Origin of the sequence: Streptomyces tauricus (genome assembly GCF_014650955.1) — a bacterium.
GTDB lineage: Bacteria > Actinomycetota > Actinomycetes > Streptomycetales > Streptomycetaceae > Streptomyces > Streptomyces tauricus.
On the sequence record NZ_BMVY01000001.1, the window covers coordinates 455,813 to 480,690 of the forward strand.

A 24,878-nucleotide genomic window follows, 5' to 3' on the forward strand; every position below is an offset into this window, starting at 1 on the left:
GCGCAGTGCCCTGAGCGTGCGACCCCTCGGCTTGGGGCCGGGGGTCTGCGCCGGACCCCCGTCCTCAACCGGCGGGGAAATAGTGGCCGTTGTCCAGATCGGCGAGCAGGCCGGGCCGGGTGGGTTCCCAGCCGAGGGTCCGGCGGGTGATGAGGCTGGACGCCGGGTAGTTCTGCGTGACGATGTTCGCGAGGAACCCGAAGTATCCCGGCACCATCAGTACGTCCGCGGGAATGCTCACGGCGGGCAGGCCCAGACGCCTGCCGATGGCCTCGGCGATCTCGCGGAGCGGCACGGCCCCGTCCCCGACCGCGTGCCAGTACCTTCCGGCCGGCCCCTTCTCCAGTGCCAGGCGGAACAAGGAGGCGGCGTCGCGGACGTGCACGGCGTTCCACAGGTTCGTGCCGTCTCCGGGGTAGCCGACGAAACCCTTCTCCTTTGCGAGTGCGATCAGTTGTACGAGGAAACCGGCACGGTCGGTCGTGCTGTGCGCGATGTTGGCTATCCGCACGACTGAAGAGCGCACTCCCTGTTCGGCGAGGCCGACCACGGCGGTTTCCACGACGTTGCGAACCCGCAGAGTGCCCTTGTACTCGTTGCCGCCGCGAAGGGCCGGGTCCTCCTCGGTGGCCGGCCGGCCCAGGTTCCCCGGCGAGCCGATGCTCCCTGCCGCGACCAACGGCTTTCCGGTCCCCGCGAGTGCCTCGCCGTACGCGAGTACGACCGGGAGTTCCGCGGCGGCCACGGCGTCGATCCCACCGGACGGAAGCAGGTCCTGCCGGTGCGCGACATGGATGACGCCGTCGGAATCCGCGGACGCCTCCTTCAGCCCGTCGAGATCCTCCAGGTCGCCGCGACGCACCTTCGCGCCGAGCGCGGACAGCGCCGCCGCGGCCGCGTCCGACCGGGCCAGGCCGGTGACCTCGTGCCCGGCGGCGATCAGCTCCGGAATGATGTACGAACCGGAATGGCCGGTCCCACCAGTGACGAAAACGCGCACGCTACTGCTCCCTGTGAATGGGTGGTAAATGGTGTGCCGCCGCGAAAGGTGGTCATGCGGTGTGCTCAGCTGAGAATGCTGACGCCGAGGGAGAAATTGGTGTGCTTGACGGAGTGGGCGAAAAGACCCAGCATCAACAGGCCGGCGTTCTCCAATGTCCGCGCCATCGCCAATTGCCCGGTGTCCATCGGGCGCATTCCCAGGCTCTCGACGAACGCTGACACGCGCGCCTTTGCCTGCGCGTCGTCACCGGCGATGAACACGTCCAATCGGCGCCCGGAGGCTGGGCCGGCCGCCAGAACATGCGAGTACAAAGTGTTGAACGCCTTGACGACCTGTACGCCGGAGGGGGCGGCCTCGGCGATCTCCTGCGCGGCGGAACTGCCCTCGGGGGTGACAAAGCCCTGGAAGTCGGGGGAGACGGGGTTGGTGATGTCGACGATGACCTTGCCGCGTAGTGCGTCCCCGTACTCGCTGACCACCTTCACCGCGCCGGCGTAGGGCACGGCGAGGACGACGATGTCCCCGGCAGGGGCGGCGCCGAACGTCCCGACAGTGGCGCCGCCGCCGAGCGCGGCGGCCAATTCCTCGGCCTTGGCCGGGTCGCGGCCGATGATCTCGACGGCGTTGCCACCGGCGAGGGCCCGGCCGGCCAGGGCGCCGGCCATGTTTCCCGAACCGATAATGCTGACGCTGCTCATTGGGGTGCCGACTTTCTGTGGGTAAAACCGAATGGCGAAACGACGCCGCCTCAAGCGACCAGGCGAATTCGTGTGTCGGATGCGCGTGCCGAATTCGCCTCGAATTGCGCCTCGTTGGGTACCTGTTGAGGCTGTCAGTGACCTGCGTTGGTGTCCAAGACCTCTTTTGGGCGTGGTGATACCTTGAAGGCATCACCGGACCGGGAGGTTCCATGGATCTGGACCTGCGCAAACTGCGCTACTTCCTCGCCGTCGCCGACGGGTTGCACTTCGGTCGCGCCGCCGAAGAGCTGCATATCGCGCAGCCGGTACTCAGTAGGCAGATCCGGGCGCTGGAAAAGGACCTCGGCGCCTCGCTGTTCACCAGAGACCGCCACGGCGTGGAGCTGACGGATGCCGGCCGACAACTGCTGGCCGACGCCGGTCCGCTGCTCGCCTCCGCGGACGCGGTCCGCCGCCGGGTGACCGTGGCCGCCCGCGGCAGCCAACGGCTGGCGGTCGGCTTCCGGACCGGTATCCCGGTCATTCCGGCGGCCCGGGCGTTCGCGGTGCGACATCCGGACGTGGTCGTGGACGTGCAGCGGATCGAGTGGGCCGACCAGGTGCCGATGCTGCTCGACGGCCGCATCGACGTCGGTTACGTACGGCTGCCCATCGACGAGACCGGCCTGCGGGTGACCCCGCTGTACACCGAGCCGCTCATGGTGGTGCTGCCCGCGGGACACCGGTTGACCGGCAAGGACGAGGTCACCGAGGCCGACCTGGCCGGTGAGCCGCTGGTCTGGCATGCCGACCCGAGCACGCATCCCACCAGGCGCCCGCAGCCCGACTCCGGGCTCCGGGTGCGCGGTGTGGAGGAGAAGCTGGAACACGTCGCGGCCGGCCGGGGCATCTCGTTCGTGGGCCGCTCGGAGACAGTGTTCTACTCACGTCCGGACATCAGCTACGTACCCATCCCGGAACTCGCGCCCGACCAGGTGTGCCTCGCGATGGCGGCTTCGCGCACCTCGCCGCTGGCCGACGACTTCTTCGCCGCGGCGCAGGCGACGGCCGAGATCACGGCGGACTGCGGCAATTGGGAGGCTCATGCAGGCGGTCACGTGGAGGCGTAGGGCGGGGACGGTCGGGATGGCTTCCTGACAGGGCCGCCGGGCACGCCATCGACCCTCTCGCCGCCGGCACCCTTTCACACCGAGGGCGTCGGCTTCGTCGCCGCGCTCCAGACGGGTGTAGTAGTCGGTACTGATCCCGGCAAGGGTGGCCAGTTCCTCACGACGCAGCCCGGGCGTGCGACGCGGAACCGGGCCGGTGGCGAGACCGGCCTCGACCGGCGTGATCCGAGCCCGACGAGCGCGCAGAAAGCGCCCCAGCTCGGTGCCGCCACTGGCAGGCTGCTCCGATCTCATGCTCTTGAGTGTGCGGCCCCGGATCATCCACCGGTAGGCGTGTGTGGGGCCCTGCCATACCCAGGAACACGGTTCCCCGGCTAATCAGTGTCGGTTTTTCCGGTGAGGTGGTGTTTCCGGGGTAAGCGACTTCCGGTAAGAGCGCTTCGGCAGTGAGGCGGAACGATGAATCTGGCTGGGCAGGCAAAAGGCCGGCAGCGACTGACGGACACTTCCGCGGCGGTAACCGCTGTGGTGGAGGGCAGCGCGGGTATCGGTGATGCCCGCGATGTGGCCCGTACATTTTTGGAATCCTTGCAGGCCGAGCAGGGGCTACCGGTGTCCTCGCGGGCGCTCGGAATGGCTCAGCTGGTGGTGTCGGAGCTGGTGACCAACGCGCGCAAACACGCTCCGGGTCCCTGTGTGATGACCCTGGAAGCCGACGACGGGGCCGTCGCGGTGACGGTGTGGGACAGCTGCGCCACGTTGCCGCAGATCCTGCCGCCGGACCCCGCTCGGGTCGGGCAGCACGGCCTGGAGATCGTCATGGCGCTGTGCCGGAGCTTCGAGGTCCACCGTGAGCCGGTCGGCAAGCGCATCCGGGCCTCGGTCGTCCTCGCCGACGACCCGGACGGTGACGCGGCCGGCCGCCGGCCGATGTGAGCACGGGCGTGCGGCGGGCCGGCCGTACGAGGTCGGCCCGCCCGCTCCCGACCCGGTGGCGCCGAGAGCCCACGCAGGGCCGGGAGCCCACGCACGCCTGAAAGATGGGTGCGAGGGGCCGGGCACTCGGGCTCGGTCAGATGCTCGCCGCGTGGTCGGGGACGTACGTCTGCAGGTCGCGCGGCGGGCGCTCGTAGCCGGTCGACGGCGGTCGCTTCGGCAGCTCCAGCACCGGTGGGGGCACGTCGTGGTAGGGCAGCGACCCCAGCAGATGAGCGATCATGTTGAGGCGGGCCCGCCGCTTGTCGTCGCTCTCGACGATGAACCAGGGCGCCTCGGCGATGTCCGTGTGGACCAGCATCTCGTCCTTGGCCCGTGAGTACGCCTCCCAGTGGGTGACCGACTCCAGGTCCATCGGCGAGAGTTTCCAGCGCCGCACAGGATCGTCGAGCCGCCGCCGGAACCGGTCCTCCTGCACGGCGTCGCTCACCGAGAACCAGTACTTGCGCAGCACGATTCCCTCCTCCACCAGCATCCGCTCGAAGATCGGACACTGGCGCAGGAAGAGCTGGTACTCCTGCTTCGTACAGAAGCCCATGACGTGCTCGACCCCGGCCCGGTTGTACCAGCTCCGGTCGAACAGCACGATCTCCCCGGCCGCGGGAAGGTGTTCGGCGTAGCGCTGGAAGTACCACTGGGTGCGCTGCCGCTCGGTCGGCTTCGGCAGGGCCACGATCCGGGCGACCCGCGGATTGAGATGCTCGGCGACCCGTTTGATGGTGCCGCCCTTGCCTGCCGCGTCGCGCCCCTCGAAGACGACCACGAGCCGGGCACCCTCCGCCCGGACCCACTCCTGGAGCTTGACCAACTCGGTCTGCAGCCGCAGTAGTTCACGCTCGTACGGTTTGCGCGGCAGACTCGCCGCCTTCTTGTCGGCCATACCGCCTCCACCGCTCGCGAACCCGACGGAACCACCCCGCCCGAGGCCGGACACCAGAACAGCACGGTACTGACCACGGGGAGGCCGCGCACCCCGGAAGCGGTGGCTGCGGCCCGGTCCTCAGCCGGGGGCCACCTCGGCGATCAGTTCGCGTACGCGCGTCTCGATCGTGTCGCGGATGGGACGGACGGCCTCGACGCCCTGACCGGCGGGGTCGTCGAGTTGGGTGTCGAGGTACCGCTTGCCGGGGAAGACGAGGCACGCGTCGCCGCACCCCATGGTGATCACGACGTCGGACGACTGGACGGCCTCCACCGTGAGGATCTTCGGGGTCTGCGTCGAGACGTCGACGCCGACCTCGGCCATCGCTTCGACCACGGCGGGTTGACGGTGTCGGCGGGGGCGGAGCCGGCGGAGCGGACCTCGATGCGGTCGCCGGCGAGGTGCGCGAGGAAGGCGGCGGCCATCTGGGAGCGGCCGGCGTTGTGGACGCAGACGAACAGCACCGACGGGCGGGAGGCGGAAGCGCTCACGAAAGGCGGCTTTCTCGGGGCGTGGTCAGGGGGGCGGGTTCAAGTTCGGGGTCGGGTTCGTCGTGCGGGGGGGGCCGGTCTCGACCACCACCGTCACCAGCAGCCCGGTTCCGATCGCCTCCGCGGCGACCCGGCGGCCGAGCGGAGCCTTCACGCGCCGGCTCCGGCAGCCCGCGGGGTGGCCAGGAACGCGCCGAGCCGGTCCAGTACGCCCGGCAGCACCCAGTAGTACACCCACGTCCCGCGACGCTCGCAGTCGATGAGACCGGCCTGGCGCAGGAGTTTGAGGTGGTGGGAGATCGTCGGCTGGGACAGGTCGAAGGCCGGGGTCAACTCGCAGACGCACACCTCGCCGCGCTCGCTGCCCTCGCCGCGTGAGGCGATCATCGACATCAGGCGCAGGCGGACCGGGTCGCCCAGGGCCTTGAAGAACTTCGCCAGGTCGGCCGCCTGGTCGTCGTCCAGCGGCGCGGCGGCCAGGCCGGGGCAGCAGGCGCTGTCCTGGCCGATCAGCGCAAGTTCTTGTTTCGACATGCTTCTATGTTGACGTCTTTCGATCCAAGGCGCAATGTTGTATCAATGAACGTCAATACAGACTGTTCCGGGCCGTTCCGCGGTCCATGACCAGGGAGTGAGACATGAGCGAGCAGTCCACCGACCTGCGCGAATCCGTCCGTCAGCGGTACGCCGCTGCGGCTCTGAAGGTCACGGCGACCGGGAATGCCACCGAAGGCGGCATCGGCTGTTGCGGGCCACAGCCGGTCGAGATCGACGACAACTTCGGCTCGACGCTGTACGGGGCCGACGAGCGTGACACCCTGCCCGCCGAGGCGGTCGCGGCCTCGCTCGGCTGCGGCAACCCCACCGCCGTCGCCGCACTGCGCGAGGGCGAACGCGTGCTCGACCTCGGCTCCGGCGGCGGAATCGACGTCCTGCTGTCCGCCCGGCGGGTGGGCCCGACCGGCAAGGCGTACGGACTGGACATGACGGAGGAGATGCTGGCGTTGGCCCTGGCCAACGCCGAGAAGGCGGGCGCGACGAACGTCGAGTTCCTCAAGGGCACCATCGAGGCGATCCCGCTGCCCGCGGACACGGTCGACGTCGTCATCTCGAACTGCGTGATCAACCTGTCCACCGACAAGTCCGCCGTCTTCGCCGAGACCTTCCGTGTCCTCAGGCCCGGCGGTCGCATGGGCATCTCCGACGTCGTCGCCGACGACACCCTCACCCCCGGACAGCGGGCCGAGCGCGGAGACTACGTCGGCTGCATCGCCGGCGCCCTGTCCTTCGCCGAGTACCGCCAGGGGCTGGAGGCGGCCGGCTTCGCGGACATCGAGATCACCCCGACCCACTCGGTCGCCGACGGCATGCACTCGGCCATCGTCCACGCGACCAAGCCCACCGGGCCCGGCGCCTGATCTGCACCGGTGCGAGACAGCGGGCCCGTCCCTCGCGGACCACAGCGGACGCCCGTCACCCGCGTGCACGTCGATGTCCGATCTCACCGGGGCCGGCGCGGCGAGACCGGGCCACCGTGGGAAGGGCGGCCAGGAGTCGTCGTGTCGCCACTCGCTCCGGAAGCAGGTGGCGGCGTCGGAGTCGGCTCCGTAGCCGCCACCCACGGGTTCGAAGGAGCCGTCAGGGTGTTCGAGCAACAGCGGGTACGGACCGGTCTCACGGCGGCGGGCGTCATCGGTAATGCACGCGGCACCTCTGACAACGCCCGCCGGTGAACCCCGGCGGAGCCGCTCAGCGGACGCGGATGAAGACCACGTCGTATCCGCTGTTCGTGGCACGGGACCTGACATAGACGCCGTCGTTGTCACCGTTGGGATTGCCCGTGTTGCCCTCGACGGTGGTGAAGGACGATCCGGACACCGTCCGCACGATGCCTATGTGCTCGTTGCCGCCGGTGAAGTCGCTTCCGCCGTCCCAGTCGAAGGCCACGATGTCGCCCGGCTGCGGGCTGGTCGTCACCGACAGGCGGTAGTTGCCGGCCCGCGCCTGCTTGACCCAGCCCGAGACATAGGAGTTGCGGTAGGAACTGGCTCCGGTCTGCTTGGCCACCCAGCTCACGAAGGTCGCGCACCAGGCGTAGTTGCTGGTGGAGAGCGACAGGCCCACGGATGAGCCGTAACTGTTCGCGCGTGCGCTGCCCTCGACCGTGCCGGCCTCGGCCTCGGCCACGTCGAGGATCTTGGCGTAGCCGCCGCCGGGCGGAGGCGACGACGGCGGGGTGACCGCGCCGTACAGCGCGGCCTTGGTGTTCGGTCCGGCCTGGCCGTCGACGGTCAGTCCTTTCTCGGCCTGGAAGTCCCTGACGGCGCTGCCGGTGAGCGGGCCGAAGTCGCCGTCGACGGCGAGATCGGCACCGTGGTGGTTGAGCAGGCTCTGCAACTCGGTGACGCAGCCGCTGCGTTGCCCCTGCACGATCTCGTTCGGGCAGGAGGCGGAGTTCAGGTTGATCGGCGCGGGCGCGCCGTTGCCGCCGCCCCCGCCGATGTTCGCGTACAGGGCGGCCTTGGTGTTCGGGCCGACCGCGCCGTCGGCGGTGAGGCCGCTCGCGGACTGGAACGCCTTCACGGCCGCCAGGGTCTGGGGCCCGAAGCTGGCGTCGACGTCGAGGCTCTGGCCCTTGCCGTTCAGCAGGGACTGCAGCGTGGCGACGCAACCGCCGCTCTGCCCCTCCACGATGTTCTCCGGGCAGGACGACGACCGCAGGTCCAGGCTCGTCGACGGTGACTCGTCGGTGTCGTACAGGGCCCGCTTGGTGTCCGTACCGACCTGGCCGTCGGCCGTGAGGCCGCGGGAGGACTGGAAGGCGCGGACGGCGCTCGCCGTCCCGGCCCCGAAGTCGCCGTCCACGTCCACGGCGTAGCCCTGGTGGCGCAGCAGTCGCTGGAGCTCGGTGACGCATCCGCCCTTGGCGCCCTGGACGATGTTCGCGGGGCACGAGGAGGACTGCAGGTTGATGGGGGCGGGCGCCGAGCCGCCGGTCGCGTACAGCTTGCTCTTGGTCGCGGGGCCCACCCGCCCGTCGACGGCGATGGCGGTGGCGGCCTGGTACTCACGGACGGCGTAGAGCGTGCCCGCCCCGAACTGACCGTCCACCACGAGACCGGCGCCGTGCGCGTTGAGCAGGTTCTGCAACTCCGTGACGCAACCGCTCGTCTGGCCCTGCACGATCTCGGCGGGGCAGGACGCGGAGGTCAGCCTGATCGGGGCCGGTGCCGCCGCGGCGGGCTGGGCGCCGATCACGATGCCGGCCGAGACCATGGCCGCGGTGGCGGCGAAGGTCCCGATGCGGGTCCGCCACCCGGTCCCGCCGCGGTGTGTGTCCCGCCGACGTGTTCTTTCGTCTTCGGCGTGAACGAGAGGTGCGACTCTTCCCATGGCGGCGAGGTTCTCCTTCGGTTGCTGGCAACGGCTGGCACTGCTGGCGGTTGCTGGAACGTCGGCTGACGCATCGGCGTGGACCCCGGCCCCGGCCCCGGCCCTGACCGACCTCGACCCCGGCCCGTCCTTGCCGTTCAAGGACGGGCCGGGGTCGGTAAGGCGTTGGGGGGCGGTCAGGCGGCGAAGCGCTTGAACGCCGCCCGGGTGCCCGAACCGGCGATGCCGTCGATGGCGCCCGTGTAGCCGTAGCTGTCCTTCAGCAGACGCTGCAGCGCCTTGATGGTGTTGGGGCCGGGGTCCCCGTCGATGGCGCCGGTGTAGCCCCAGTACGTCGCGAGGCAGCGCTGGAAGGCCTTCCAGCTGTTGGTGCCCAGCTGACCGTCGATGGCTCCCGTGTAGCCCCAGTGGTACGCGAGGAAGTCCTGGACGTTCTTGGCCTCGGCCGTGGTCAGACCGAAGTTCTCCGTCGCGGTCACGGCGGCGGGCTGTGCGACCGCCGTCGTCTGCGCGGTGGTCGCGGTCGCCGCGAAGCTGGTGCCCGCGGTCGCCACACTGCCGACGGTGAGGCCGACAACGGTGACGAGGCCGGCGAGGGTCGTGCCCAGAGCGTTCGGTCGCATGCTTTCCTCTTTCGGTCGTGGAATCTGCACCTGTCCCGACTGACGGGACCAGGTGGCGAGGTCAAAGGTGCAGGGCGCCGGGGCCTCGTCGCCACGGCTGTGGCACAGGTGGCGGTTGCTCGGGACGACCACCCTGCTGACCTGCGACTACAGGGTGCAGGGGGACGGTTGTGTGGGACAGCTGTGACAGATGTGACAGGCTCATGCAGAATGCGAAGCAGCGGAGGGGGCCGCTGATCACGTTCGTGACCGCTTTGGGGGAACCATGTCGCGCTACAAGGCGCTGTCCGCTGAACTCGATCCTTGTGCGCGGCAGTTGGTGGAACGCTTACGCCAGCTGAAGGATCACGGCGAGCTGACGATGCGACACCTCGCGGCGAAGACCGGCTACAGCGCCAAGTCGTGGGAGCGGTACCTGGGAGGCACCTCGCTGCCGCCCCGGGAGGCGGTGGAGGCACTGGCCCGGGTCACCGGCGCCGACCCCGTCCCCCTGATCGCGCTGCACGAGATCGCGGCCGACACCTGGGGGAGCGGGCGCGCCAGGACCGCCACAGCAGAGCCGCGCCCCACGACGCAGAAACAGGAACCGATCACACTGATCGGGCCCACGCCACCGCATGCCACAACACCGCATGCCACAACACCACGTGCCACGACATCACCTACCACGGCACCGGCCGCCGGCCGCTTCCCGCACATCCACATCGCTCTCACGACGGGCGTCGTAGCCCTCGCCGTGGCCCTCCTCGCGGCGCTGCTGCTCATGCTGCGCCTCGACGAGGACATCACCCCGGCAGCCGTCGCCGCCCCACCCAGCACGACCGCGGCCTCGCCGTCGCCCTCCTACACCTGCCGTATCAGCCGTATCGGCGGCCGTTGGTCGGCAGGCATCAACCAAGGCCGGAACGACGAGATCGTGTACGGGGCCACGGGCGCCGACGTGGCCGAGGCGCAGTGTCTGCTGCGCCGGGCGGGCATCTCACCCGGCGGCATCGACGGCATGTTCGGCCCGCTGACGCTGCGGGCCGTCAAGACGTTCCAGCAGCGCGAGGGCCTGGTCGTCGACGGCATGCTGGGGCCGCGCTCCTGGAAGGCGCTACGCGGATGACACGGACCGCACCCTCACCGCCGGGTGCCCGACTGGCCGTCGTACTGCAGCAGTTGAAGCAGCGCACCGGTCTGAGCCTGGCGCAGCTCGCGAACGTGACCACCTTCAGCAAGTCGTCCTGGGAGCGCTACCTCAACGGCAAGAGCCTGCCGCCGCGCAGCGCGGTCATCGAGCTGTGCCGCCTCGTCGGCGAAGCGCCCGACCATTCATTGGCGCTCCTGGACCTGGCCCGAACGCACCGAACGCCCACGACGCACGGGACACCGCCGGCCGAGAGCAGCGAGCCGACGCGGGGCACACCGGCTGGTCAGCGCACCGAAAAGGGGCAGGAGACGGACAAGTCACCCCCTGCCCCCGCCGCCCCGCCCGAGGCGACCCCACCCGACACCGACGCCGCCCCCACTCCCACCCACACCCGCCCGACCAACCACCGCCCCGTAACCATCCTCACGGCCCTGGTATCGGTCTGTGCCGTGGCCGTAGGGGCGCTCGTACTCATCCACCTGCCCCCCTCCCGCGACGGCAGGACGGCGCCACCGTCTCCCACGCCGCCCCCGGTCACCGGGGCCCTCTGCCGGCACAAGGCATGCCAGGACAAGGACCCGATCACGATGAGATGTGCCGCCGAGCCGATGACGCTCGCCGAGCACGAGACCGCCACGGGTGCCTGGATCCAGATCCGCTACAGCGAGGAGTGCGGGGCGAGTTGGGCCCGGATGTGGGGCGCGGCCATGGACGACCGCGTCGAGTTGTTGGCAGGCGGTCAGGGCGGCTCCCGCCACGACGCACGGGTCACCAGCCGCAACGAGGCGGACACCTACGTCCACACACGCATGAGCGTGGTGAGCCCTGGAACACGGGTACAGGCTTGCTTCAGCCCGGCGGCGGGCGGCACAAAGGAATGCGTCAGAACACACCCGGACCAGTCGGTCGCGACTCCGCACCACGGCTGACGTGTGAGCGTTGGATCGGCGCGGACAACACCGCGGACTTCTCCGTGACCGGTGACGCCATCTCCGGTGCGGCCGGCGAGACGGTCACGGCCGAGCTCCCGTTCAAGGACAACGGTCCGGCCTGGTTCGGCCACCTCGGATCCGGCGACCCGCTCGTCAGGGTCCGGCTGATCGTGCCCCAGGGGGCCAAGGTCACCGGCATGCGGTCCGGCGCACGTTCGCGTTCTCGGTGCGTGTCGACACCGTGGTGCCCGGGGCTACACAGGGCGAAGCAGGTGGGGCCCGGCCTAAAATAGTAGCCATGGACATTATGTCTATGTACTCTATTCGGCATGAGCAAGGGTTCACCGGGCCCCACACCCGGCTTCTTGGTATGGCGGCTCGCCAACAAATGGCGCGTCGCGGTCGATCGCGCGGTGGCTCCGCTGGGTCTCACCCACGCGCAGTACTCGCTGGTCGCCTCGCTGTACGGCATGCGGCGCGTCGGTGAGCGGCCCAGTCAGCGCCGTCTCGCCGACCACACAGGGCTGGAGGCGTTGTACGTCTCGAAGCTGGCGCGCGCACTGGAGTCCGCCGGACTGGTCGAGCGCACCCGCGATCCCCGCGACCCCCGTGCCGTACAGCTGGCGCTCACCGCGGAGGGGGAGGCCGTCACGAAGCAGGCCATCGAGGTGGTCCAGGAACTGCTTCAGCAGTTGCTGGAGCCGCTCGGCGGCCTCGACGCCCCGCGAACGCGTGCGTTCACCGGCGAGCTGACGGCCCTGCTCGACGTACCACTCGCTCCATCCGTACCACCGACCGACAAGAGCAATCGACGGAACCAATCAGGCGAAACCAATCAAGGGACCCCGCCATGACCGCGAACTCATCCACCCGGACCTCATCCACCACCACCGCAGCCACCACAACCGGACCCGCAACCGCGACGGGACTCACCACCGCACCCGCCCCCGCCGCCAACGCCCGCGACCTGGCCCTGGCCCACTACGCCGCCCGCGGAGTGCTGGAGCACGTCCTGGCCCGGCACGGCGCCACCTTCCAGCAGCAGGTCGCCCTGCGCGCCGCCGTCACCTCCGACGCCCCGCAGACGGCGGATGATCTCGTCGCCCAGGTCCAGGGGTCCCTCAAGGCGGATCCGGCCGACATCCGCACCACACTCGACGAGCTGCTGGCCATGCGACTGCTCGTCGTCGACGGTGCGCACCTCCGCCCCACCGACGCGGGGCGGGCGCTGCTCGCCGCCGTCGGCGCGGAGACCGCCCCCATCTCCGCCCGCATCTGGGGCGGGATACCCGCCGAGGACCTGGCCGCCGCCGGCCGCGTCCTGACCCACGTCACGGAGCGCGCCAACGCGGAGCTGGCGGAGCTGACGGCGCCGACGACCTGACCGTTTCCCCGTGGCCCCACCCGATGTGCGGCGGCTGAACCCGTGGCCCGCCTACGAGATCCACGGGACCCACAGGATCCATAAAACCCACGCGCCCCACAAGCCCTCCATTCGCCACGTCGCAAACCCTCCGCACTGGGTACTCGGCGCCACGTGCACACTCCTGAAGTCGCGCCCCGGACACCGGAAGCTCCCTCGGCGCTCAAGAAAGCCCTGACCACCCCGCTGCTCTACTTCTTCATCCTCGGCGACGTCCTCGGCGCGGGCGTGTACGTCCTCGTCGGGCAGGTCGCGGCCGATGCCGGTGGCGCCGTGTGGGCCCCGCTCATCGTGGCCCTGTGCCTGGCGCTGCTGACGGCGGCCTCGTACGCCGAACTGGTCACCAAGTATCCGCGCGCGGGCGGGGCCTCCCACTACGCCACGTTGGCCTACGGGCCCTTCGCCGGATTCCTCGCCGGTTTCTGCATGCTCGCCGCCGGCGTCGTCTCCGTGGGCGCCCTGGCCCGCGGATTCGGCGGCGACTACCTGTCCGAGTTCGTCTCGCTTCCGATCGTGCTCGTCACGATCGTCTTCCTGGCCGCGCTGGCGTTGCTGAACGCGCGGGGCATCAGTGAGTCGACGAGGGCCAACGCCGTCGCGACGGTCGTCGAGGTCGGCGGACTGTTGCTGGTCATCGGCCTCGGTGCCTGGATCGTGCTCCGCGGCGACGGAGACCTGGGACGGCTCACGGACCTGGGGACCACGAGCAAGGGCCCTGCCACCGCCGTGCTCAGCGGGGCGGTACTCGCCTACTACTCGTTCGTCGGATTCGAGACGTCCGTCAACGTGGCCGAGGAGACCCGCGATCCCCGCCGCGCGTATCCCAGGGCGCTCTTCGGCGCTCTGATCACCGCGGGCGCGGTGTACGTCCTGGTCGGAGCCGCCGCCGCGGCGGCCGTGCCGACGGCGAAGCTCGCCGAGTCCAGCGGGCCGCTCCTCGAAGTCGTCCGGGCGGCCGGCGGGGTCCCCACGGAACTCTTCAGCGCCATCGCCCTGGTGGCTGTCGCCAACGGCGCGCTGCTCACCGGCATCATGTCGTCGCGGCTGGCCTACGGCATGGCCCGGGACGGCCTGCTGCCGAGCTTCCTGACGAAGGTGCTGCCCGGCCGGCGTACGCCCTGGGCCGCGATCGCCACCACCACGGCGCTCTCGCTGCTGCTCGCACTGACCGGCGACGTGAGCACACTCGCCGCCACGCTGGTCCTGCTCCTTCTCGTGGTGTTCTTCCTCGTCAACACCTCTGTCCTCGTGCTGCGCCGCGACGTCACCGACCACGATCACTTCCGGGCCCCGTCCGTGGTGCCGGTCCTGGGGGCGGCGTCCTGCGTCGTGCTCGCGACCCAGATCGAACGCGATGTCTGGCTGAAGGGGCTGGTCGTACTCGCGGTGGGTGTGGTGCTCGGCGTCGTGGCAGCGGTGCGGTTGCGGCGCACCCGCTGAACCGGCCGGTCCTCAGGACGAGGTCCCGTCGAGACCGTCAGGGCCGTCAAGACCACCGCGGCTGCCGCGGCCGCCACGGCTCTGGCGGAGCCGGTCCGTGTGGTGACTGATGGAGTCGACGCGCGCCGCCAGGTCGGGGTGACCCGCTTCGAGGTGCGTGTGCGTCTCGGTCAGGGGGCCGATGAGGTGGGTGGCGTCGTCGGCGGCGAGGGCGTCGGCGAGCCGGGCCAGGGGAGTGTGCGCCTGGGCGGGAAGGTCCGTGAGAGCCGTGATCTGCCCGGCGAGCTGGCGCAGTTCGGCGGCGTTGGTCCGCGCCCAGGCGGAGACGGAGCGGTCGGCGGCCCGATGGTCCCGGGTCGCCTGTACGCGCTGTTCGCCGGTGCTGCCGGAGGTCCCGGGGCGTACGCGCAGGTAGCGGCGTTCGGCGGCCTGGCGGCTTGCGACGCCCAGAGGCTGGGCGAGCTCCGCCCAGCTGGAGCCCGCTGCCCGGGCCGCCTCGATCAGCCCCGGCTCCCATCCTGCGAGCTGTTCGCGCAGCTCACGCAACAGCACGAGCGCCGCCAACGCCTGGTCGGCGGCGGCCTGCCCGTCCTCCGAGGACGGTTCCGGCCGTGAGGTCCGGGCGCTCCCGGCGGCCCCGGCGGTCTTGGTGGTCCCGGCAGTGCGGACGGCTTCGCCGATCGCGTCGAGCGCCGCTTTGGCGGCGAGGAGCGAGGCGGGGTCATGGGGTTCGCGAGAAGGGGGCATGGAGATCCTCTCGGGCAGCTTCATCCTGTGTCACCCTTTGGATGACATCGGAGTTGTCATCGTTCGGATGACATGCTACAACGGTTCCAGACGAAGCGCATTGGCAGTTACTGCCAGACCTGTGGAGGTGTTTTCGCGATGTTGATGCGCACTGACCCGTTCCGCGAACTCGACCGGCTCGCGCAGCAGTTGACCGGTGTGACGGGTACCTGGTCCAGGCCCTCGGTGATGCCGATGGACGCCTACCGGGAGGGCGAGGAGTACGTGATCGCTCTCGACCTGCCGGGTGTGGACAGGGACGCGGTCGAGGTCGATGTCGAGCGGAACATGCTCACCGTCAAGGCCGAGCGCCGTCCGGCCGCGGAGGCCGACAAGAGGCAGATGGAGCTCTCCGAGCGGCCCGTCGGCGTCTTCTCCCGCCAGCTGGTGCTGGCCGACACCCTTGACACCGAGCGCATCACGGCCGACTACGAGGCGGGGGTGCTGACCCTGCGCATCCCGATCGCCGAGCGCGCCAAGCCCCGCAAGGTCTCGATCGGCGGCGGGGCCGAGCACAAGCAGATCCACGGCTGAGGACTCCCTCCTCGGCAGATCCGCAGGTGAAGGACGGGATCGGGCTCCCCGACGGGTTGCGGTTCCCCGACGGGATCGAGGTCCCCGACGGGATCGAGGTCCCGCCGTCCCGATCCCGTCCCACCCGCGGCGCGCAAGAGGCGGGGCCGGCCACGACCCACCGGGTCGGCCCATCCCACCGGCACAACGCCCGACGGGCGAGAAAGGCAACAAACCCCGATGAATTCGCTGCGTGAAGCGGCTTCTGCTCGGCCTTCCACGACGTTTCACCGGCTGCTGGAGAAGATCCGGTACGAGGGCGCGTACCCCACCAGGGAGCGGGCTGAAGAAGTGACGCGTGCCGTGCTCGCGGCGCTGGGCCGTCAGCTCACCGGCGAGGAGGGACTCGATCTCGCCGCCTGCCTCCCGGCCGAGGCCGCCCTCGTCCTCACCGGCCAGAGCCCTGATGCACAGCCGCTCACGGGCTGGGGCTTCGTCAAGGACCTCGCCACCCGCACGGGCGGTACGCCTGCCACCGCACGCTGGGACACCGGAGCCGTCCTCACGGCCGTCGCGGACCTCGCCGGTCCCGACCTCCTCGACCGCGTCCTCGCCCGGCTCCCGTCCGGCTACGCGCTGCTGTTCGGCCGCGCGGAACTCATCCAGCGAGCGGAACTCGTCCAGGCCGCCTGACCTTTCCGGCCCGCCTGGCCTGTCCGGGTCGCCTGACCTGTCAGGGCCGCCTGACCTATTCAGGCTGCCTGGCCTGTCCAGGCCGGCACCGAGCGGGGGACAGCTGGGGGACAGCGTCGGAGGCAGCCCGAGTCGCAGCCCCGGCGGCCTTTCGATACTCGACCGAATTCCACGAATTCCATGGGCGTACGAGTCCGTTGTCCGGGTACGCGCGGGCAGGATCCAAACGGCAGCCACGCTTGAGGCACAAGGAGCGAGACCCAATGACCATCGTGACGGCGCAGGAACAGACCGGGGCCGGTGTCCGGGCCACCGGGGTGGAGCAGGACCTCGTCGAGCGCGCGTACGCGGCCCCTTCCTCCATCGCGCCCAGGGACGCGCGGGAAGTCGGCAGGCGGTTCTTCGACCGCCTCACGCAGCTCGAGGAGGGCACGCACGAGTACCAGTACGTGCGCAACTGCCTGATAGAGATGAACCTCTCCCTCGTGCAGTACGCGGCCTCCCGGTTCAAGCACCGTGGCCCGCAGGAGATGGAGGACATCGTCCAGGTCGGGACCATCGGTCTGATCAAGGCGATCGACCGGTTCGAGCTGTCCCGTGAGGTCGAGTTCACGTCCTTCGCCGTTCCCTACATCACCGGCGAGATCAAGCGGTTCTTCCGCGACACGAGTTGGGCCGTGCACGTTCCGCGCCGTCTTCAGGAAGCACGGCTGGAACTGTCCAAGGCCACCGAGGAGTTGCGCACACGTCTGGGGCGTTCTCCTTCGACGGCGGAGCTCGCGGAGCTGATGCAGCTGGAGCGCTCCGAGGTCGTCCAGGCGCAGATGGCCTCCAACGGCTACAACGCCGCCTCGCTGGACGCCGCCGTGATGAACCAGGACGAGGAGTCCGAGACCGCCCTCGCCGACTTCATCGGCTTCGAGGAGAACTCCTATGACCTCATCGACAACTTCCACTCCCTGGCCCCGCTGGTCGCCGAACTCGACGAGCGTGACCGCAGGATCATCCACCTGCGCTTCGTCGACGAGCTGACCCAGCAGCAGATCGCCGATGAGCTGGGCTACTCACAGATGCACGTGTCGCGGCTGATCACCCGCGTCCTCGGCAAGCTCCGCGCCGGCCTGCTGGCCGCGGACTAGGACCAGCCAACGTCGGTCCGACCAGCCGATGTCGGACCGACCAGTCACCGTCGGGCCGACCAGTCACTCTCGGGAAGAGTCGGCGCCGTACCGAACAGGTCGGCGCCGACCAGGACGAGCCGCGGTGACAGCTGACCTCATGTCAGCGACGGCGCATCATCATGACGACGGCGATGATGATGACAATGACGACGATGGTACCCAGGCCGATGTACACGGGTTTCTCTCTCTGTCGGAAGAGCGACACCCAGTGGTGTCGCGGAGGTCGGGTGCCCCGGCTGGGGCCGTTCATCCCGGCGGCCCGGCAGACGACGATCCGTGCGCAAAGGGTTTACAGGTCTCTTGCAACGATGTAAACACCTGCTTGCAGCAACCCCATGAGCGACTCCAATCCCCACCGCGCTTCTCGGTGTTCAGCTCTTGACAACGTTGTCTGCCCTTGCCGGCCTCACCCCCCACGGAGGTTCTCGTGACTGTCCGATCGACCGGGTTCGTCGCCAAGTCCTGGGCCACGCTGCTCGTCGGCGGTCTCGTGGCGATGTTCTCGCCCACGACCGCCGTCGCCGCGCCCGAGTACTCCACCGCCGAGGCGGGCAACCCCTTCGTCGACGGCTGGTACGCGGACCCCGACATCGCGGTCTACGAGGGCAAGTACTGGGTCTACCCCACGGCATCCAGGCCCTACGCCGAGCAGACCTACCTCGACGCGTTCTCCTCCACCGACCTGATCCACTGGACCAAGCACAGCAACGTCCTGAAGACGGCGGACGTCTCCTGGGCCAAGTACGCGGTATGGGCGCCCGCGCCGGTCGAACGCAACGGCAAGTACTACCTGTACTTCGCCGCGAACGACATTCAGAACAACTCCGAACTCGGCGGCATCGGCGTGGCCGTCGCGGACCGCCCCGAGGGACCCTACAAAGACGCTCTCGGCAAGCCGCTGGTCTCGCAGTTCCACAACGGCGCCCAGCCCATCGACCAGGACGTCTTCATCGACGACGACGGTCAGGCGTACATGTACTACGGCGGCTGGCACCACTCCAACGTCGTCAAACTCAACCCGGACATGACCAGCCTGGGCACGTTCGACGACGGATCCACCTACAAGGAGATCACCCCCGAGAACTACACCGAGGGCTCCTACATGTTCAAGCGCGGCGGCAAGTACTACTTCATGTGGTCCGAGGGCGGCTGGACCGGCCCCGACTACTCGGTGTCGTACGCGATGTCCGACTCACCCACCGGCCCCTTCAAGAAGATCGACAAGGTGCTCGCCCAGGATCCGGCGGTCGCCAAGGGGTCCGGCCACAACTCCGTCGTCAATGTGCCGGGCACCGACATCTGGTACATCGTCTACCACCGCCGTCCGCTCAGTGAGAGTGACGGCAACCACCGCCAACTCGCCTACGACCGCCTCCACTTCAACCCCGACGGCACCATCCGGCGAATCGCGATGCAGGTGAGGGACAACTTCGCCGACGGCAACGCGCTGGGCTGGAAGACGTACGGCGGGACGTGGTCCGTCAGCGACGGCCAGTACCGGGTGGGACGAAACCAGGGCGGCAAGGCCCTGCTCGACACGAACTTCGCCGACTTCACCTACGACGCCGACGTCACCGTCACCTCGGGCGGCGGGGACGCGGGCCTGACGTTCAGGGTGAGCGGGCCTTCGGTCGGCTGGGACAGCTACTCGGGCTACTACGCGGGTATCAGCCCGAGCGGCAAGGTGGTCCTCGGCCGGGCGAACGGTTCCTGGACCGAGTTGGCGACCGCCCGCACGGCCGTCGCCTCCGGCTCGGCCCACCGGATGCGCGTCACCGCCGTCGGCTCCACGATCAAGGTGTTCGTCGACGACATGACGACACCCAAGATCTCCGTCAGCGACAGCACCTACCGCAGCGGAGCGAACGGCGTCCGGGTCTTCGACACGGCGGCGGCCTTCGACAACGTGGCCATCGCACCCGCGGGGTGACGACGCGGCGGCGCGGGGAGGGTGCTCCCCGCGCCGCCACCTCCGGACGGACGGCCAGCGGCTGCGGACGGCCCGCGACTCGACCGCCACCGTCGGCGACCGCCGCGCACGGCGCCTGCTGCCGAAGATTGTGCTGACGGGTGTCGGAGCCGGCGTGTCTCCCAGCGGCCGACGGCGACACCGGCACCTGGCGACCAGCGCGGAGCGTGCGACCATACCGGCCACCGAGGTGTTCCGGTGCGCCCGGGCGCCGGTCGAGCCCGTCGCGCGGCCTGCGCGGGCAGGAGCCGCCGACGGTTGCCTACCCTGGTGGCATGCGCATGCGCCCCACTTTGAGCTGGACCCCGACCGATGACCTGCCGCCCGGCACCACGGATCCGCAGCCCGTCGCCGACGCGCTGCGCTTCGGCGGTGTGCTGGTGCTCAGCGGAGCGGGCATCTCCACCGAATCAGGCATCCCCGACTACCGGGGCGAGGGCGGGAGCCTGAGCCGGCACACCCCGATGACGTACCAGGACTTCGTCGGCGGCCCACAGGCGCGGCGCAGGTACTGGGCGCGCAGCCACCTCGGCTGGCGCACCTTCGGCCGGGCCCGCCCCAACGCCGGGCACCGGGCCGTCGCCGCCTTCGCTCGGCACGGCCTGCTCACGGGTGTGATCACGCAGAACGTCGACGGCCTGCACCAGGCCGCGGGCACCGAGGGCGTCGTGGAGCTGCACGGAAGCCTGGACCGGGTCGTCTGCCTGTCCTGCGGCACCTTCAGCCCGCGCCGCGAACTCGCCCGTCGGCTGGAGGAAGCGAACACGGGTTTCGCACCGGTGGCCGCGGCGATCAACCCCGACGGTGACGCCGACCTCACCGACGAGCAGGTCGGTGACTTCCACGTGGTGCCCTGCACGGTCTGCGGCGGCATCCTCAAGCCCGACGTGGTGTTCTTCGGCGAGTCCGTGCCCGTCCCGCGGGTCGAGCAGTGCCGCGAACTGGTCCGCACGGCGACCTCTCTGCTGATCCTCGGCTCCTCGCTGACGGTGATGTCCGGACTCCGCTTCGTCCGGCAGGCGGCCCAGGACGGGAAGCCGGTGCTGATCGTCAACAGGGACGCGACCCGCGGTGACGTCCATGCCGTCACCCGGGTCGCGCTCCCTCTGGGGACGACGCTGACCACCGTGGCCGACCGGCTGGGCATCCCGGTCGAGGGCGAGACGTCGGCCGGGATCGGATAGCGCCGGCGCCGTCACGGTCCACTCCCCGGGTGAGCCACGCCGACCGACGGCCACTGGCCGCCGGTGGACCCCCGGACCCGTTACCCGGGGCCGGGCCGGGGCCGATCAGCCGGGCGAGATGCCGGCCGCCCGCTCACCGAGGAGTTGTGTCGCGCCCCGCAGGTACGGGAAGCGGCGCTCGGCTCAGCCTTCCTTCACCAGGGCGAGGATCTCGGCGGCCAGCTCCAGCGAGTCCTCGACCGTGTCGGCGGTGTAGAGGGAGTCGATCATGAAGTGGCTGATCCCGGTGCGCTCGTGCACGGACTTGATGGTGTCGACCACGTCCGCGGTCGGGGTACCGGCGTCGATGTTGACGCGGAGGACCGCGTCGATGTCCGCCGGGTCGCGGCCGGCCTCCCGCGCCTGGCTGTCTATGAGGGCGCGCTGCGCGACGAGCCCGTCGATGTCGACGTAACTCGGCACCACGCACAGCGGCAGCCAGCCGTCGCCTCGAAGGGCGACGCGGCGCAGGGCGCGCTCGGACATCGCCCCCAGGTAGACGGGCGGACGCGGGCTCTGGTGGGGCTTGAGCGGGGCGTGGTGGAGGGGCACGGTGAGGTGGGTGCCCTTGTACTCGGCCGGGTCGGTCGTCCATATGGTGTCGAGGACGTCGAGCAGCTCCTCCATCCGCGCGCCCCGCTTGTGGAAGTCAAGGCCGGCCGCCTCGTACTCCTCGGGGGACCAGCCGATGCCGAACCCGGGCAGCAGACGTCCTTCGCTCACCAGGTCGAGAGTGGTCAGTGAGCGGGCGAGCTGGACCGGCGGGTACAGCGGCGCGATCAGTACGTGCATACCCAGCTGCACGCGTTCGGTGACGCTCGCCGCCGCGGCCAGCAGGACGAACGGGTCGGCGGCCGGGTTGAGTTCGGCCGGGATGGTGTCGCCCTGGCCGCCGTAGCCGACCTTCGGGGACACCGCGGCCAGGTTGCGGTCGCCTACCCACAGACTCGCGGCGCCGGCCTGCTCGACCTCTCGGGCGAATCTGGCGACGCGGGAGATGCCGAAGGCCTGCTTGTGGAACTGGGGGAGCGCGAAGCCGATCTTCATGTTCTTTCTTTCCTTGCTGAGGCACGGCCGGGCGGGCCGTCGGCCGCCCGATACGGTCGGGCGGCCGGCTTCTGCACACCGGACGCCCGTCGCCAAGTCGGCGCACACACAAGGTAGTTGCGGGAACAACCATCGAACACGAAGGCGCGCCGCGGAGCCTCTTGTGTCACTCGGTGCGCCAGGACTCCAAGCGCTGCGCGATGGTGCGGAGGTCGGCTTCCTGGGCGCGGATCGTCTGAGCGAGTTCGTACAGTTCGTCGTCCTTGGCCTGGAGGGGCTGGCCGGAGACATGCATGTACTGGCTGGTGCAGGCCCAGCCGATGACCAGGTTGTAGTCGGTGAAGGGGCGCAGCAGCAGCGCGGTGTGCAGGAAGGTCGCGGCCCGGGAGGCGGGCTCCTCGTAGTAGAGGACGCCGCGCTCCCGCTCGAACTTGTGTCGTTCGGCCATGAAGCCCAGAACGCCCCAGTCCGCGATGGGCACGTTCAGCGGGGAGATCGCCGACTGGATCTGCAGGACCCAGCCGACATCGACGCGGATGACAGGGCTCACCGCTGTCCCGCCGGGAAGCGGGCCTCGACACCGGGCAGTACCCGAGCGGCCTCCGCGACCGCCCCCTCGACGAAGGCCAGCCGGTCGGCTTCCTCCACGGTCACGTCGTGCACGTGCTGCTTCAGACTCCGCCCGGTCAGAGCCGCCCGATGACGCAACCGGGCCATCTCTTCCTCGCTGAATTCCACATTGAGTGCAGGCATGCACCGAAGGTACCTCACCCGGTACCGGCCGAGGTACCCGCTTGTTCAAGGTCTCGGAGTGCGCACCCAAGGATTCGCCGCGGGGCACGCCACGGCTTCGCCGTTCGTCAGGCGGCGGTGAGGTGGGTGGCGTAGAAAGCGGTCAGTTTGTCGATGGCGGGGTCGATGTACTCCTTCTTGTCGTAGAGGTCGACATGGCTCGCGCCCTTGATCCAGTGGATTTCCTTGGGGCCGGTGGCGCGCTGGTGGGCCTCGATCGCCATCCACGCGGTGACGGCGCGTTCGCCGATGATCTGGAGCATGGGGCGGGGGCCGATCAGCGGGACGGAGAAGAAGGCGTCGTGGAGGGCCATCCTGTCGACGCTTTCCCAGGCGAGGGTCTTCGCGGAGCGCTCGTGCCGGCCCCGCGGGGTGCGGTAGTACTCGAAACCTTCGACGCCGTGGTCGCCGCCGAGCGCGCGGGCCTGCTCGGCGGACTCCGGGAACATGGCCATCGCGCCGGGGTCCTCACCGCGCGCGGCGGCGCTGCGAGCCGCCGCCGCGGCGTCCAGCAGCGACAGGAAGAGCGCCGGGTCCTGGGTGCCGTCGGCGCCGAGACGGAACTGGCGGGCGGGCTCGGCGGTGGACACGGTCGCCACGGCCCTGACGCGGTGGTCGCCGCCGGTGGCGGCCAGCGAGTAGCTGCCGGAGGCGCAGATGCCCAGCAGCCCGATGCGCTCGGCGTCGACGTCGTCGCGGGTGGTCAGGTAGGAGACGGCGGCCTTGAAGTCCTCCACCCGCTGGGCGGGGTCCTCCAGACCACGGGGGAGACCGCCGGACTCGCCCTGATGGGCGGCGTCGAAGGCCAGCGTGACGAACCCGCGCTCGGCCATCCGCCGGGCGTACGTGCCGGAGGTCTGTTCCTTCACCCCCGTACCGGGGTGACCGACCACGAGCGCCGGCCGCGGACCTGACGCGGGTGTGTCGGGGGTGTGGAGGTGGCCGGCGAGCGGGATGCCGGCGCTGTCGAAGCTGACGGTGGACCTGGCCATGAGGACTCCCGGAGAGGGACGGGGATGACGTGTCGTGGCGCACCGGCACGGCGCGGACTCGGGGTCCGCGTCCTGCCGGGCACACCTCCACGTTCCGCCGCTCTCCGCACGAGCGGCAGAGCCAGGTTTCTGCCTGGGAAAGAACGTGCCCCCTCACACTCGTGCCGTGGCCGTCGCGGCAAGGCGACACTGGGGAGCATGACCGCAGACTCCGACTCCCGGGCACTGGGCGCCTTCCTCAAGGCCCGCCGGGCCCAGCTGACACCGCGGGAGTGTGGCCTTCCCGAGACGGACTCCGCCCGCAAGGTCGCTGGACTGCGCCGCGAGGAGGCCGCACAGCTCGCCGCCATCAGCGTGGACTACTACACGCGACTGGAACAGGGGCGGGTACGGGCCTCCGTACCCGTGCTGATGACCCTGGCCCGGGCTCTGCGTCTTGACGACGACCAGCAGAAGTACCTCTATGACCTCGCGGGCCGTACCGACGCCCACCCGCGCCGCCGCCGACAGGCCCAACGCCTGCGTCCGGCCATGCGACGGCTGCTCGACCAGCTCACGGAAACCCCCGCGCTCGTCCTCGGCGAACGCCTGGACATCCTCGCCTGGAACCCCGCCGCCACAGCCCTCTACACGGACTTCGCAGCCATACCGGCGCATCGGCGCAACTACCTGCGACTGCTGTTCACCCATCCGGTGGTCCGGCAACTGCACCAGGACTGGGCACACGACGCCCGGGAGGCCGTCGCCGCACTACGGATGGAGGCCGCGGGCAACCCCGACGATCCCGACCTCGCGCAACTCGTGGGTGAACTGTCCCTCCAGGACCCCGACTTCCGCACCTGGTGGGCCGAACACCGTGTCAACAGCGCCAGTTACGGTACGAAGCGCTACCGTCACCACCTGGTGGGCGACCTCACCCTCGACTGCGACACCTGGGCCAGCCCTGACGGCTCCGGGCAGCGCCTGATGATCCTGACCGCCGAAGCCGCCAGCCCCTCCCACGATGCCCTGCGCATCCTCACGTCATGGACGACCCGGCAGTCGAGCACCGACGGCAGTCAATGAAATGCGGGCGCAGTACGCGCAGGCGCTGTACGCGGCCGAGCCGGGCCGGAGCCCTCAACAGGGTTCCGGCCCGGCTCGTCACCAGGTACTGCTGCCTTCCCGCTCATTCCCAGCAGGGGTCAGTCGTCCTGCGACTTCGTCTTCGGCTCTTCGTGGGCGGCGGACTCTTCCGGCTCAGCCTCTTCGTCGGCAAGGTCAGCCGGGTCCGTAGGACCGCTGTCCCATGCGACGGGAGGCGTCGGCACCGGGATGGTCTGCGGTTCATCGGAACCGGGGTGGACGCTCGGCTGGGATCCGGGCGCGTGGTGCGTGTGCGAGTCGTCATCATGCTTTGTCATACACCCCATGTTCCCGCTGTTCTCCGTCGAATGCCTGCGGGCCGGATGCGCGAGGAGTCACGACCGCCGTTTGAGGTGGGGGAGGGGGCCAAGGGCGGGGCGGCCCTCGATGGT

Annotated in this window: 26 protein-coding genes and 2 pseudogenes; 14 read left to right on the top strand and 14 right to left on the bottom strand. The window is 70.0% G+C overall.

From position 1 onward, the window contains the following. Nucleotides 1-64: 64 nt before the first annotated feature. Nucleotides 65-1,000: an SDR family oxidoreductase gene (locus IE278_RS01690; RefSeq protein WP_189767962.1), complete on the bottom strand. Its 936-nt coding sequence runs from the start codon at nt 998-1,000 to the stop codon at nt 65-67. 65 nt (nt 1,001-1,065) lie between these two features. Beyond that, nucleotides 1,066-1,701 carry an NADPH-dependent F420 reductase gene (locus IE278_RS01695; protein WP_189767963.1) on the bottom strand — a complete coding sequence of 212 codons (636 nt, stop codon included), beginning with the start codon at nt 1,699-1,701 and terminating at the stop codon, nt 1,066-1,068. Between the two features lie 212 nt (nt 1,702-1,913). Here IE278_RS01695 and IE278_RS01700 point away from each other — a divergent pair, with 212 nt between their 5' ends. Then, entirely contained in the window at nt 1,914-2,813 is a 900-nt protein-coding gene (locus IE278_RS01700) for a LysR family transcriptional regulator (RefSeq protein WP_189767965.1), read from the top strand. Between the two features lie 93 nt (nt 2,814-2,906). Here the strand turns inward: IE278_RS01700 and IE278_RS01705 are convergent. After that, a pseudogene (locus IE278_RS01705) lies at nt 2,907-3,107 on the bottom strand (helix-turn-helix domain-containing protein); the annotation flags it as partial. A gap of 165 nt (nt 3,108-3,272) precedes the next feature. Here IE278_RS01705 and IE278_RS01710 point away from each other — a divergent pair. Then, nucleotides 3,273-3,749: an ATP-binding protein gene (locus IE278_RS01710; RefSeq protein ID WP_189767967.1), complete on the top strand. Its 477-nt coding sequence runs from the start codon at nt 3,273-3,275 to the stop codon at nt 3,747-3,749. 136 nt (nt 3,750-3,885) lie between these two features. Here IE278_RS01710 and ppk2 read toward each other — a convergent pair whose 3' ends face one another. The 3 genes and pseudogenes from ppk2 to IE278_RS01725 form a co-directional block, all read right to left on the bottom strand. Beyond that, nucleotides 3,886-4,689 (bottom strand): polyphosphate kinase 2, encoded by an 804-nt coding sequence (gene ppk2 / locus IE278_RS01715; protein WP_189767968.1) that lies wholly within the window; start codon nt 4,687-4,689, stop codon nt 3,886-3,888. Nucleotides 4,690-4,809: 120 nt separating this feature from the next. Next, nucleotides 4,810-5,156: pseudogene (locus IE278_RS01720) on the bottom strand (arsenate reductase ArsC). Between the two features lie 216 nt (nt 5,157-5,372). After that, nucleotides 5,373-5,756: an ArsR/SmtB family transcription factor gene (locus IE278_RS01725; protein ID WP_189767969.1), complete on the bottom strand. Its 384-nt coding sequence runs from the start codon at nt 5,754-5,756 to the stop codon at nt 5,373-5,375. Between the two features lie 104 nt (nt 5,757-5,860). On the opposite strand from IE278_RS01725, the gene arsM reads away from it, so the two are divergent. Further along, nucleotides 5,861-6,640: an arsenite methyltransferase gene (gene arsM / locus IE278_RS01730; protein WP_189767970.1), complete on the top strand. Its 780-nt coding sequence runs from the start codon at nt 5,861-5,863 to the stop codon at nt 6,638-6,640. Between the two features lie 331 nt (nt 6,641-6,971). On the opposite strand, the gene IE278_RS01735 is transcribed toward arsM, so the two are convergent. Beyond that, nucleotides 6,972-8,615 carry a peptidoglycan-binding protein gene (locus IE278_RS01735; RefSeq protein WP_189767971.1) on the bottom strand — a complete coding sequence of 548 codons (1,644 nt, stop codon included), beginning with the start codon at nt 8,613-8,615 and terminating at the stop codon, nt 6,972-6,974. Nucleotides 8,616-8,791: 176 nt separating this feature from the next. After that, entirely contained in the window at nt 8,792-9,238 is a 447-nt protein-coding gene (locus IE278_RS01740; RefSeq protein ID WP_189767972.1) for a peptidoglycan-binding domain-containing protein, read from the bottom strand. A gap of 265 nt (nt 9,239-9,503) precedes the next feature. Between IE278_RS01740 and IE278_RS01745 the strand changes: the two genes are divergently transcribed. From IE278_RS01745 to IE278_RS01765, 5 genes are all read left to right on the top strand, one after another. Continuing rightward, nucleotides 9,504-10,346 carry a peptidoglycan-binding protein gene (locus IE278_RS01745; RefSeq protein WP_189767973.1) on the top strand — a complete coding sequence of 281 codons (843 nt, stop codon included), beginning with the start codon at nt 9,504-9,506 and terminating at the stop codon, nt 10,344-10,346. Further along, nucleotides 10,343-11,299 (top strand): helix-turn-helix domain-containing protein, encoded by a 957-nt coding sequence (locus IE278_RS01750; RefSeq protein ID WP_189767974.1) that lies wholly within the window; start codon nt 10,343-10,345, stop codon nt 11,297-11,299. The genes IE278_RS01745 and IE278_RS01750 overlap by 4 nt, the downstream gene beginning before the upstream one ends. 332 nt (nt 11,300-11,631) lie before the next feature. After that, the gene (locus IE278_RS01755) at nt 11,632-12,156 is read left to right on the top strand and encodes a MarR family winged helix-turn-helix transcriptional regulator (protein WP_189767976.1); all 525 of its coding nucleotides are present in this window, start codon (nt 11,632-11,634) and stop codon (nt 12,154-12,156) included. Continuing rightward, nucleotides 12,153-12,686: a winged helix DNA-binding protein gene (locus IE278_RS01760; protein ID WP_246569683.1), complete on the top strand. Its 534-nt coding sequence runs from the start codon at nt 12,153-12,155 to the stop codon at nt 12,684-12,686. The genes IE278_RS01755 and IE278_RS01760 overlap by 4 nt, the downstream gene beginning before the upstream one ends. Before the next feature lie 225 nt (nt 12,687-12,911). Beyond that, on the top strand, nt 12,912-14,165 hold the full coding sequence (locus tag IE278_RS01765; protein ID WP_189769006.1) for an APC family permease: 1,254 nt from the start codon (nt 12,912-12,914) through the stop codon (nt 14,163-14,165). A gap of 12 nt (nt 14,166-14,177) precedes the next feature. Here IE278_RS01765 and IE278_RS01770 read toward each other — a convergent pair whose 3' ends face one another. Further along, nucleotides 14,178-14,936 carry a type III effector protein gene (locus tag IE278_RS01770; protein WP_246569699.1) on the bottom strand — a complete coding sequence of 253 codons (759 nt, stop codon included), beginning with the start codon at nt 14,934-14,936 and terminating at the stop codon, nt 14,178-14,180. 114 nt (nt 14,937-15,050) lie between these two features. On the opposite strand from IE278_RS01770, the gene IE278_RS01775 reads away from it, so the two are divergent. The 5 genes from IE278_RS01775 (at nt 15,051) to IE278_RS01795 (ending at nt 20,491) form a co-directional block, all read left to right on the top strand. Further along, nucleotides 15,051-15,485 (top strand): Hsp20/alpha crystallin family protein, encoded by a 435-nt coding sequence (locus tag IE278_RS01775; protein ID WP_189767978.1) that lies wholly within the window; start codon nt 15,051-15,053, stop codon nt 15,483-15,485. A 219-nt stretch (nt 15,486-15,704) separates the two neighbouring features. Then, nucleotides 15,705-16,157, top strand: a complete 453-nt coding sequence (locus IE278_RS01780) for a DUF2267 domain-containing protein (protein ID WP_189767980.1) — start codon at nt 15,705-15,707, stop codon at nt 16,155-16,157. Nucleotides 16,158-16,420: 263 nt separating this feature from the next. Then, nucleotides 16,421-17,296, top strand: coding sequence for a SigB/SigF/SigG family RNA polymerase sigma factor (locus IE278_RS01785; protein ID WP_189767982.1), 876 nt, complete (start codon nt 16,421-16,423; stop codon nt 17,294-17,296). A gap of 469 nt (nt 17,297-17,765) precedes the next feature. Then, nucleotides 17,766-19,268, top strand: coding sequence for a family 43 glycosylhydrolase (locus tag IE278_RS01790; RefSeq protein WP_213089697.1), 1,503 nt, complete (start codon nt 17,766-17,768; stop codon nt 19,266-19,268). Nucleotides 19,269-19,582: 314 nt separating this feature from the next. Then, a complete protein-coding gene (locus IE278_RS01795) occupies nt 19,583-20,491 on the top strand; it encodes an NAD-dependent protein deacetylase (RefSeq protein ID WP_189767984.1) in 909 nt (302 codons plus the stop codon). A gap of 183 nt (nt 20,492-20,674) precedes the next feature. Here the strand turns inward: IE278_RS01795 and IE278_RS01800 are convergent, their stop codons facing one another. From IE278_RS01800 to IE278_RS01815, 4 genes are all read right to left on the bottom strand, one after another. Continuing rightward, nucleotides 20,675-21,577 carry a TIGR03619 family F420-dependent LLM class oxidoreductase gene (locus IE278_RS01800; RefSeq protein ID WP_189767987.1) on the bottom strand — a complete coding sequence of 301 codons (903 nt, stop codon included), beginning with the start codon at nt 21,575-21,577 and terminating at the stop codon, nt 20,675-20,677. Nucleotides 21,578-21,743: 166 nt separating this feature from the next. Then, the gene (locus IE278_RS01805; protein WP_189767989.1) at nt 21,744-22,127 is read right to left on the bottom strand and encodes a hypothetical protein; all 384 of its coding nucleotides are present in this window, start codon (nt 22,125-22,127) and stop codon (nt 21,744-21,746) included. Next, the gene (locus IE278_RS01810; protein ID WP_189767991.1) at nt 22,124-22,330 is read right to left on the bottom strand and encodes a hypothetical protein; all 207 of its coding nucleotides are present in this window, start codon (nt 22,328-22,330) and stop codon (nt 22,124-22,126) included. The genes IE278_RS01805 and IE278_RS01810 overlap by 4 nt, the downstream gene beginning before the upstream one ends. A gap of 107 nt (nt 22,331-22,437) precedes the next feature. Continuing rightward, a complete protein-coding gene (locus IE278_RS01815) occupies nt 22,438-23,361 on the bottom strand; it encodes an alpha/beta hydrolase (protein WP_189767993.1) in 924 nt (307 codons plus the stop codon). A 198-nt stretch (nt 23,362-23,559) separates the two neighbouring features. On the opposite strand from IE278_RS01815, the gene IE278_RS01820 reads away from it, so the two are divergent. After that, nucleotides 23,560-24,426 (top strand): helix-turn-helix domain-containing protein, encoded by an 867-nt coding sequence (locus tag IE278_RS01820; protein WP_189767995.1) that lies wholly within the window; start codon nt 23,560-23,562, stop codon nt 24,424-24,426. A gap of 119 nt (nt 24,427-24,545) precedes the next feature. Here IE278_RS01820 and IE278_RS01825 read toward each other — a convergent pair whose 3' ends face one another. After that, nucleotides 24,546-24,764, bottom strand: a complete 219-nt coding sequence (locus tag IE278_RS01825) for a hypothetical protein (RefSeq protein WP_189767997.1) — start codon at nt 24,762-24,764, stop codon at nt 24,546-24,548. Between the last annotated feature and the right edge of the window lie 114 nt (nt 24,765-24,878).

What these genes read in the sequence shown, in the direction of transcription:
- IE278_RS01810 (WP_189767991.1), bottom strand. Translation starts at nt 22,330, where the DNA reads ATGCCTGCACTCAATGTGGAATTCAGCGAGGAAGAGATGGCCCGGTTG.
- IE278_RS01735 (WP_189767971.1), bottom strand. Translation starts at nt 8,615, where the DNA reads ATGGGAAGAGTCGCACCTCTCGTTCACGCCGAAGACGAAAGAACACGT.
- IE278_RS01800 (WP_189767987.1), bottom strand. Translation starts at nt 21,577, where the DNA reads ATGAAGATCGGCTTCGCGCTCCCCCAGTTCCACAAGCAGGCCTTCGGC.
- IE278_RS01775 (WP_189767978.1), top strand. Translation starts at nt 15,051, where the DNA reads ATGTTGATGCGCACTGACCCGTTCCGCGAACTCGACCGGCTCGCGCAG.
- IE278_RS01740 (WP_189767972.1), bottom strand. Translation starts at nt 9,238, where the DNA reads ATGCGACCGAACGCTCTGGGCACGACCCTCGCCGGCCTCGTCACCGTT.
- IE278_RS01755 (WP_189767976.1), top strand. Translation starts at nt 11,632, where the DNA reads ATGAGCAAGGGTTCACCGGGCCCCACACCCGGCTTCTTGGTATGGCGG.
- IE278_RS01825 (WP_189767997.1), bottom strand. Translation starts at nt 24,764, where the DNA reads ATGACAAAGCATGATGACGACTCGCACACGCACCACGCGCCCGGATCC.
- IE278_RS01820 (WP_189767995.1), top strand. Translation starts at nt 23,560, where the DNA reads ATGACCGCAGACTCCGACTCCCGGGCACTGGGCGCCTTCCTCAAGGCC.
- IE278_RS01710 (WP_189767967.1), top strand. Translation starts at nt 3,273, where the DNA reads ATGAATCTGGCTGGGCAGGCAAAAGGCCGGCAGCGACTGACGGACACT.
- IE278_RS01700 (WP_189767965.1), top strand. Translation starts at nt 1,914, where the DNA reads ATGGATCTGGACCTGCGCAAACTGCGCTACTTCCTCGCCGTCGCCGAC.
- IE278_RS01695 (WP_189767963.1), bottom strand. Translation starts at nt 1,701, where the DNA reads ATGAGCAGCGTCAGCATTATCGGTTCGGGAAACATGGCCGGCGCCCTG.
- arsM (WP_189767970.1), top strand. Translation starts at nt 5,861, where the DNA reads ATGAGCGAGCAGTCCACCGACCTGCGCGAATCCGTCCGTCAGCGGTAC.
- IE278_RS01815 (WP_189767993.1), bottom strand. Translation starts at nt 23,361, where the DNA reads ATGGCCAGGTCCACCGTCAGCTTCGACAGCGCCGGCATCCCGCTCGCC.
- ppk2 (WP_189767968.1), bottom strand. Translation starts at nt 4,689, where the DNA reads ATGGCCGACAAGAAGGCGGCGAGTCTGCCGCGCAAACCGTACGAGCGT.
- IE278_RS01780 (WP_189767980.1), top strand. Translation starts at nt 15,705, where the DNA reads ATGAATTCGCTGCGTGAAGCGGCTTCTGCTCGGCCTTCCACGACGTTT.
- IE278_RS01760 (WP_246569683.1), top strand. Translation starts at nt 12,153, where the DNA reads ATGACCGCGAACTCATCCACCCGGACCTCATCCACCACCACCGCAGCC.
- IE278_RS01750 (WP_189767974.1), top strand. Translation starts at nt 10,343, where the DNA reads ATGACACGGACCGCACCCTCACCGCCGGGTGCCCGACTGGCCGTCGTA.
- IE278_RS01745 (WP_189767973.1), top strand. Translation starts at nt 9,504, where the DNA reads ATGTCGCGCTACAAGGCGCTGTCCGCTGAACTCGATCCTTGTGCGCGG.
- IE278_RS01725 (WP_189767969.1), bottom strand. Translation starts at nt 5,756, where the DNA reads ATGTCGAAACAAGAACTTGCGCTGATCGGCCAGGACAGCGCCTGCTGC.
- IE278_RS01795 (WP_189767984.1), top strand. Translation starts at nt 19,583, where the DNA reads ATGCGCATGCGCCCCACTTTGAGCTGGACCCCGACCGATGACCTGCCG.
- IE278_RS01770 (WP_246569699.1), bottom strand. Translation starts at nt 14,936, where the DNA reads ATGAAGCTGCCCGAGAGGATCTCCATGCCCCCTTCTCGCGAACCCCAT.
- IE278_RS01785 (WP_189767982.1), top strand. Translation starts at nt 16,421, where the DNA reads ATGACCATCGTGACGGCGCAGGAACAGACCGGGGCCGGTGTCCGGGCC.